This is a genomic window from Streptococcus mitis, from assembly GCF_013305725.1.
Lineage (GTDB): Bacteria > Bacillota > Bacilli > Lactobacillales > Streptococcaceae > Streptococcus > Streptococcus mitis_BO.
This window is the reverse complement of record NZ_CP047883.1, coordinates 154,350-162,500: the sequence shown is the minus strand read 5'-3', so window position 1 is coordinate 162,500 and position 8,151 is coordinate 154,350. Positions and strand designations below refer to the sequence as shown.

At 44.5% G+C, this 8,151-nt stretch carries 4 protein-coding genes, 2 tRNA genes and 2 rRNA genes (1 of these 8 cut by a window edge); all 8 read right to left on the bottom strand.

Annotated elements, in window-relative coordinates:
- Window positions 1-1,448 (bottom strand): 23S ribosomal RNA (locus M594_RS00755) (it extends 1,454 nt beyond the left edge of the window).
- 124 nt (window positions 1,449-1,572) lie between these two features.
- A tRNA-Ala gene (locus M594_RS00750) sits at window positions 1,573-1,645 on the bottom strand.
- Window positions 1,646-1,696: 51 nt separating this feature from the next.
- A 16S ribosomal RNA gene (locus M594_RS00745) occupies window positions 1,697-3,242 on the bottom strand.
- The 16S and 23S rRNA genes sit together here with 2 tRNA genes alongside, the layout of an rRNA operon.
- 241 nt (window positions 3,243-3,483) lie before the next feature.
- Window positions 3,484-3,555 (bottom strand) — tRNA-Glu (locus M594_RS00740).
- 110 nt (window positions 3,556-3,665) lie between these two features.
- On the bottom strand, window positions 3,666-4,100 hold the full coding sequence (locus M594_RS00735; RefSeq protein WP_049544510.1) for a cytidine deaminase family protein: 435 nt from the start codon (window positions 4,098-4,100) through the stop codon (window positions 3,666-3,668).
- Window positions 4,101-4,113: 13 nt separating this feature from the next.
- Window positions 4,114-5,574, bottom strand: coding sequence for a glutamate--tRNA ligase (gltX, locus tag M594_RS00730; protein WP_173875716.1), 1,461 nt, complete (start codon window positions 5,572-5,574; stop codon window positions 4,114-4,116).
- Window positions 5,575-5,701: 127 nt separating this feature from the next.
- Window positions 5,702-7,051 carry a glucose-6-phosphate isomerase gene (locus M594_RS00725; RefSeq protein ID WP_000018268.1) on the bottom strand — a complete coding sequence of 450 codons (1,350 nt, stop codon included), beginning with the start codon at window positions 7,049-7,051 and terminating at the stop codon, window positions 5,702-5,704.
- Window positions 7,052-7,221: 170 nt separating this feature from the next.
- On the bottom strand, window positions 7,222-7,911 hold the full coding sequence (locus tag M594_RS00720; RefSeq protein WP_001138351.1) for a gamma-glutamyl-gamma-aminobutyrate hydrolase family protein: 690 nt from the start codon (window positions 7,909-7,911) through the stop codon (window positions 7,222-7,224).
- Window positions 7,912-8,151 lie beyond the last annotated feature (240 nt).

Genomic DNA, 8,151 nt, shown 5'->3' with positions numbered 1-8,151 from the left:
CATCACTACATACTCTAGTACAGGAATATCAACCTGTTGTCCATCGGATACACCTTTCGGTCTCTCCTTAGGTCCCGACTAACCCAGGGCGGACGAGCCTTCCCCTGGAAACCTTAGTCTTACGGTGGACAGGATTCTCACCTGTCTTTCGCTACTCATACCGGCATTCTCACTTCTATGCGTTCCAGCACTCCTCACGGTACACCTTCATCACACATAGAACGCTCTCCTACCATACCTATAAAGGTATCCACAGCTTCGGTAAATTGTTTTAGCCCCGGTACATTTTCGGCGCAGGGTCACTCGACTAGTGAGCTATTACGCACTCTTTGAATGAATAGCTGCTTCTAAGCTAACATCCTAGTTGTCTGTGCAACCCCACATCCTTTTCCACTTAACAATTATTTTGGGACCTTAGCTGGTGGTCTGGGCTGTTTCCCTTTCGACTACGGATCTTAGCACTCGCAGTCTGACTGCCGACCATAATTCATTGGCATTCGGAGTTTATCTGAGATTGGTAATCCGGGATGGACCCCTCACCCAAACAGTGCTCTACCTCCAAGAATCTCTAATGTCGACGCTAGCCCTAAAGCTATTTCGGAGAGAACCAGCTATCTCCAAGTTCGTTTGGAATTTCTCCGCTACCCACAAGTCATCCAAGCACTTTTCAACGTGCCCTGGTTCGGTCCTCCAGTGCGTCTTACCGCACCTTCAACCTGCTCATGGGTAGGTCACATGGTTTCGGGTCTACGTCATGATACTAAGGCGCCCTATTCAGACTCGGTTTCCCTACGGCTCCGTCTCTTCAACTTAACCTCGCATCATAACGTAACTCGCCGGTTCATTCTACAAAAGGCACGCTCTCACCCATTAACGGGCTCGAACTTGTTGTAGGCACACGGTTTCAGGTTCTATTTCACTCCCCTCCCGGGGTGCTTTTCACCTTTCCCTCACGGTACTGGTTCACTATCGGTCACTAGGGAGTATTTAGGGTTGGGAGATGGTCCTCCCAGATTCCGACGGGATTTCACGTGTCCCGCCGTACTCAGGATACTGCTAGGTACAAAGACTATTTTAAATACGAGGCTATTACTCTCTTTGGCTGATCTTCCCAAATCATTCTTCTATAATCTTTGAGTCCACATTGCAGTCCTACAACCCCGAAGAGTAAACTCTTCGGTTTGCCCTTCTGCCATTTCGCTCGCCGCTACTAAGGCAATCGCTTTTGCTTTCTCTTCCTGCAGCTACTTAGATGTTTCAGTTCACTGCGTCTTCCTCCTCACATCCTTAACAGATGCGGGTAACAGGTAGTACCTGTTGGGTTCCCCCATTCGGAAATCCCTGGATCATCGCTTACTTACAGCTACCCAAGGCATATCGTCGTTTGTCACGTCCTTCTTCGGCTCCTAGTGCCAAGGCATCCACCGTGCGCCCTTATTAACTTAACCTTATTTTCTGACCTTTCAGTCATAAACTCTTATTAATACTACAGCGTTTTCGGTTTATTTTCTTGTTACTATTTGATATAGATATTCAATTTTCAATGTGCATTACTTGGTGATCTCTCACCAATGGAGCCTAGCGGGATCGAACCGCTGACCTCCTGCGTGCAAAGCAGGCGCTCTCCCAGCTGAGCTAAGGCCCCACAAGACCTCTCAAGACTAAACAAGACCAATGCGCAGTTCCTTATCCTTAGAAAGGAGGTGATCCAGCCGCACCTTCCGATACGGCTACCTTGTTACGACTTCACCCCAATCATCTATCCCACCTTAGGCGGCTGGCTCCTTACGGTTACCTCACCGACTTCGGGTGTTACAAACTCTCGTGGTGTGACGGGCGGTGTGTACAAGGCCCGGGAACGTATTCACCGCGGCGTGCTGATCCGCGATTACTAGCGATTCCGACTTCATGTAGGCGAGTTGCAGCCTACAATCCGAACTGAGACTGGCTTTAAGAGATTAGCTTGCCGTCACCGGCTTGCGACTCGTTGTACCAGCCATTGTAGCACGTGTGTAGCCCAGGTCATAAGGGGCATGATGATTTGACGTCATCCCCACCTTCCTCCGGTTTATTACCGGCAGTCTCGCTAGAGTGCCCAACTGAATGATGGCAACTAACAATAGGGGTTGCGCTCGTTGCGGGACTTAACCCAACATCTCACGACACGAGCTGACGACAACCATGCACCACCTGTCACCTCTGTCCCGAAGGAAAACTCTATCTCTAGAGCGGTCAGAGGGATGTCAAGACCTGGTAAGGTTCTTCGCGTTGCTTCGAATTAAACCACATGCTCCACCGCTTGTGCGGGCCCCCGTCAATTCCTTTGAGTTTCAACCTTGCGGTCGTACTCCCCAGGCGGAGTGCTTAATGCGTTAGCTACGGCACTAAACCCCGGAAAGGGTCTAACACCTAGCACTCATCGTTTACGGCGTGGACTACCAGGGTATCTAATCCTGTTTGCTCCCCACGCTTTCGAGCCTCAGCGTCAGTTACAAGCCAGAGAGCCGCTTTCGCCACCGGTGTTCCTCCATATATCTACGCATTTCACCGCTACACATGGAATTCCACTCTCCCCTCTTGCACTCAAGTTAAACAGTTTCCAAAGCGTACTATGGTTAAGCCACAGCCTTTAACTTCAGACTTATCTAACCGCCTGCGCTCGCTTTACGCCCAATAAATCCGGACAACGCTCGGGACCTACGTATTACCGCGGCTGCTGGCACGTAGTTAGCCGTCCCTTTCTGGTAAGATACCGTCACAGTGTGAACTTTCCACTCTCACACTCGTTCTTCTCTTACAACAGAGCTTTACGATCCGAAAACCTTCTTCACTCACGCGGCGTTGCTCGGTCAGACTTTCGTCCATTGCCGAAGATTCCCTACTGCTGCCTCCCGTAGGAGTCTGGGCCGTGTCTCAGTCCCAGTGTGGCCGATCACCCTCTCAGGTCGGCTATGTATCGTCGCCTTGGTGAGCCGTTACCCCACCAACTAGCTAATACAACGCAGGTCCATCTGGTAGTGGTGCAATTGCACCTTTTAAGCAAATGTCATGCAACATCTACTCTTATGCGGTATTAGCTATCGTTTCCAATAGTTATCCCCCGCTACCAGGCAGGTTACCTACGCGTTACTCACCCGTTCGCAACTCATCCGGAGAAGCAAGCTCCTCCTTCAGCGTTCTACTTGCATGTATTAGGCACGCCGCCAGCGTTCGTCCTGAGCCAGGATCAAACTCTCATTAAAAGTTTGAGTTCTCACTCATTTCTGTCACTGACAGATTTATTGTTTTTTCATTGTTCAGTACTACAACCTTAGTTATAGTGCCCTGCACATTGGTTCGTCTTGTTCAGTTTTCAAAGGTCTTTGTCACTTGCTTCTCTCAAGCGACAACTATATTAGTATATCACAGGTGCTTTCGCTTGTCAACACTTTTTTGAAACTTTTTTAATCTTTTTTCATCAAGTGTTCCATCCGCAACATACCATAGTCCGTACGGGATTCGAACCCGTGTTACCGCCGTGAAAAGGCGGTGTCTTAACCCCTTGACCAACGGACCTGAGCTGTTATTTTCAACTCTTACTATTATACAGACTTTTTCAGACTTGTCAACAACTTTTTCTGTTTTTTTCAAATTAAGTAAAAAGAGCCAGAATTATACTGACTCTTCTATTGATTGTTAAACTTAGAAGCACGTTCTTCTCCCCACCAATATGGGATTAGTTCTGCGACTTTCACCGTCTTTCTTGTATCGTAATCCATCATGAATTCTGCATCTTTATTTTCAGCGTTCAACTCTAAGAGGAACTCTCTGCAAGCGCCACAAGGCATACCCGAACTTCCACCATAAGGTGGTTTGTCTCGAAAAGCTAAGACTTTTTTAACTTTAGTTTGTCTCGAGAATTGGTACATATTGAAGAGTGCCGCCCGTTCTGCGCAGAGATGGAAAACACCACAGGTTCCCTCCATACAGAATCCTGTAAATATTTGCCCATCTTCTGCTTCTACTGCGGCAACGACATGATTCGCATAAACAAAATCAGATACTTCATGTGGATTATACAATTTCTGTGCTTCTTCGTACATCTTTTCCCAGATATCCATTGTTGCATCCTTCTTATTTAGAGATTTCTTTTAGCATGTTTTCGATATGCTGGATTGATTTTTCACGGCCTAACAAGAAGATAGTATCTGGCAATTCTGGTCCATGCATTTCACCTGAAACTGCGATGCGAATTGGCATGAAGAGATTTTTCCCTTTGATACCTGTTTCTTTTTGGACTGCTTTAATTTGTGGGAAGATATTTTCTGTTACAAATTCATCATCTGTCATCGCTTCAAGTTTTGCTTTGAAGGCTTCAAGAACTGTTGGAACTGTTTCGCCCGCCATGACTTCGTGCTCTGCTTCTGTCAATTCTGGGAAATCTGAGAAGAAAAGATCTGTCAATGGAATAATTTCATCTACTGATTTCATTTGAGGTTTATAGAGTTCCACCAATTTTTCAGCCTTGTTAGTTAAACGGCCTGCTTCCTCTAAGAATGGTTTTGCCATTTCAAAGATAGTTTCTAGGTCTGCATTCTTGATATAATCATTGCTCATCCAGTCGAGTTTTTTCTGGTCAAAGGCTGCTGGAGACTTGCTCAGGCGGTTTTCATCGAAAAGTTTAATGAGTTCTTCACGAGAGAAGATTTCATCTTCGCCACCTGGGTTCCAACCAAGAAGAGCAATAAAGTTAAAGACTGCTTCTGGTAAATAACCTTTTTTACGGTAGTCTTCAATAAACTGGAGGGTGTTAGTATCACGCTTTGACAGTTTCTTACCAGTCTCAGAGTTGATAATCAAGGTCATGTGACCAAACTCTGGGGCTTCCCAACCAAGGGCTTCATAGACCATAAGCTGTTTTGGTGTATTAGCAATATGGTCATCTCCACGGATTACGTGAGAAATTTGCATATCGTGGTCATCGATAACAACGGCAAAGTTGTAAGTTGGGTAACCGTCTTTCTTTTGGATAACCCAGTCACCGCCGATATTGCCACCTTCAAATTCGATATCTCCTTTGACCATATCATGCCACTTGTAGATACCTGACTCATTGACAGCCAAACGAACAGTTGGAATGATCCCTGCTGCTTCACGTTCTGCGATGTAAGCTGCTTTTTCTTCTTCACTCATACCAAGGTATTCGTTGATATATCGAGGTGTTTCACCAGCAGCTTCTTGGCGTTCGCGTTCAGCTGCCAACTCTTCTTCTGTAACGTAAGATTTGTAGGCTTTTCCTTCAGCTAACAGCTGGTCGATGTATTTTTGATAGAGTTCCAAACGCTCTGATTGGCGATAGTTTTCATGAGTTTCTGGACTTTCATCCCAGTCCATGCCCAACCAACGAAGATTTTCAAGCTGTGAACGTTCACCATCCTCGACATGACGTTTACGGTCAGTATCTTCGATACGAATGATAAAAGTTCCACCATGATGACGTGCATACAAGTAGTTGAACAATGCTGTACGAGCATTCCCGATGTGTAGTAGTCCTGTTGGACTTGGTGCGTAACGTACGCGGATATCTTTTGACATAGTTTCTCCTATAAAGTCTCTAGGCGTCTGCCTTTTTGCTCTCTATATTATATCACAAGTCTTGGCTGAGTCCAATCTCTATGAATAAAGAGAGTAAAAAGAGTGGACAAACCACTCTTTTCTTCTATTATAGACGTGCGTTAAGTTCTTTGCTCAATTCTTCAAATCCTGGTTTTCCAAGAAGGGCAAACATGTTACGTTTGTAAGCTTCAACACCTGGTTGGTCAAATGGGTTGATAGCATTCAAGTAACCTGAAAGAGCGATAGCCAATTCGAAGAAGTAGATTGTATAACCAAGAGTGAAAGCGTCTTGCTCTGGAAGAGTCACGTACATGTTTGGTACATCACCATCTGTGTGGGCCAGAAGAACACCATCAGTCGCTTTTTTGTTTACAAAGTCAACGTCTTTTCCTTGAAGGTAACCAAGTCCATCAAGATCTTCTTCCAAGCTAGGGATAATCACGTTTTTACGAGGTTTATCAACACGGACAACTGTTTCAAACATGATACGAGTTCCTTCTTGGATAAATTGACCAAGTGAGTGCAAGTCAGTTGAGAAGTTGGCTGAAGTTGGGTAGATACCCTTTTGGTCTTTTCCTTCTGATTCACCAGCCAATTGTTTCCACCACTCTGAGAAGTATTGAAGTGATGGCTCGTAGTTTACCAAGATTTCAGTTGCATAACCTTTACGGTAAAGAATATTACGAACTGCTGCGTATTGGTAAGCTTCGTTTTCAGAGATTTTATCTGAAGTGTAGTCTTTACGAGCTGCGTTAGCACCTTCCATAAGGGCTTTGATGTCAGCTCCTGATGCTGCGATTGGAAGCAAACCAACGGCTGTCAATACTGAGAAGCGTCCACCGATATCATCTGGAACAACAAATGTTTCCCAACCGTTAGCGTCTGCTTCAACCTTAACAGCACCTTTTTGGCGGTCAGTTGTTGCATAGATACGTTTGTTGGCTTCTTCTTGACCGTATTTCTTAACCAAGAGTTCTTTAAAGACACGGAAAGCAATCGCTGGTTCAGTTGTTGTACCTGATTTAGAAATCACGTTTACTGAGAAATCTTTATCAGCTACGTACTCTACCAAGTCAGCAAGGTAAGTAGATGAGATTGAGTTTCCTGCGTAAAGGATTTGTGGAGCCTTGCGTTCTTCTTTTGTTTGCAAGTTAGCAAAATGGTGGTTCAAGAAGTCGATTGCTGCTTTGGCACCAAGGTAAGATCCACCGATGCCGATTACAACCAAAACATCGCTGTCTGATTTGATTTGCTCAGCAGCTTTCAAGATGCGGTCAAATTCTTCGCGATCGTAGTTTTCAGGAAGGTCCAACCATCCCAAGAAGTCGCTACCAGCACCAGTTCCTTTACGGATCAATTCATCTGCTGCTGTTACTTGTGATTGCATGTATTCCACTTCATGTGGTGCAACAAATTTGTCTAAAACTTTTGAATAATCAAATTTAATATGTGACATGTTATTCCTCCAATATTTCTTCTTTTCTATCATAACGCTTACCTTCGTTTTTTTCAAGTTTTTTTGTCGAATTTCTCCAATTTTTATCAGAATTCAAACGTTTGCGTAAAAATCCCACATTTCAAAAATTTTGAAAAAATAAAAGAAAGAACGACTAGATGTTCCAGTCGTTACAGTTCATTCAATAAATACTCAAATAATTCTAAATTGCCATCTTCTTCATTAACCAGAAACTCTGGATGCCACTGCAAACCGATAATGCGGTGTTCGTCAATAGATTCAATCGCTTCGATGGTTTGGTCTCTTGGATCAATAGCAGTTACACGGAAATTAGGTGCCAAATCTTTAATGCTTTGACGATGGACGGAGTTGACCTGACTTTCTTTTCCAAATAGCTTAGCCACCACGCTTCCTTCTACTGTCTCAATAGAGTGAGATGTTCCGAAAGGTAGTCCTTGCCAGTGACCTTCAATTTCTTGATTGAGGGTTCCGCCAAAGGCAACATTGACAAGTTGGACACCGCGACAGATTGCCATAATTGGTTTATTCTGACGAAGCGCTTCCTTCAAGAGTGCCAATTCAAACTCATCGCGGACTAGATTGTAATCATCGCTCTCGATGGTCTTTTTCTCTCCATAAAACTGAGGATGAACATTTTGGCCTCCTGTCAAAATGAGTTTGTCAATCATTTCCACATAATCGCGTACAACTGACTCATCACCAACAGGAATGACTAAAGGGAGACCACCGACTTGACGAATGCTCTCTGCGAATCTACAAGATACAGATGAATGAATGTTTTTGCCTTCTGCGTCTACGGGACATAGATTTGCAGCAACTCCTACAACCGTTCTAGGCATGATGTCTCTCCTTTCGAATGTTAATACTCTTCGAAAATCTCTTCAAACCACGTCAGCGTCGCCTTACCGTACTCAAGTACAGCTTGCGGATAGCTTCCTAGTTTGCTCTTTGATTTTCATTGAGTAAAACGATAGTCCTATCATATCACTCAAAATGACTTTCGTCTAATATGTTTTTTTAAAGTCCGTGATAAATATTTTTTATGAACAAGAAAAAGCTGCCCACATAGGACAACTTCT

Excerpts from the sequence above, each read along its gene's own strand:
- M594_RS00725 (WP_000018268.1), bottom strand. The coding sequence starts at position 7,051 with ATGTCACATATTAAATTTGATTATTCAAAAGTTTTAGACAAATTTGTT.
- gltX (WP_173875716.1), bottom strand. The coding sequence starts at position 5,574 with ATGTCAAAAGATATCCGCGTACGTTACGCACCAAGTCCAACAGGACTA.
- M594_RS00735 (WP_049544510.1), bottom strand. The coding sequence starts at position 4,100 with ATGGATATCTGGGAAAAGATGTACGAAGAAGCACAGAAATTGTATAAT.
- M594_RS00720 (WP_001138351.1), bottom strand. The coding sequence starts at position 7,911 with ATGCCTAGAACGGTTGTAGGAGTTGCTGCAAATCTATGTCCCGTAGAC.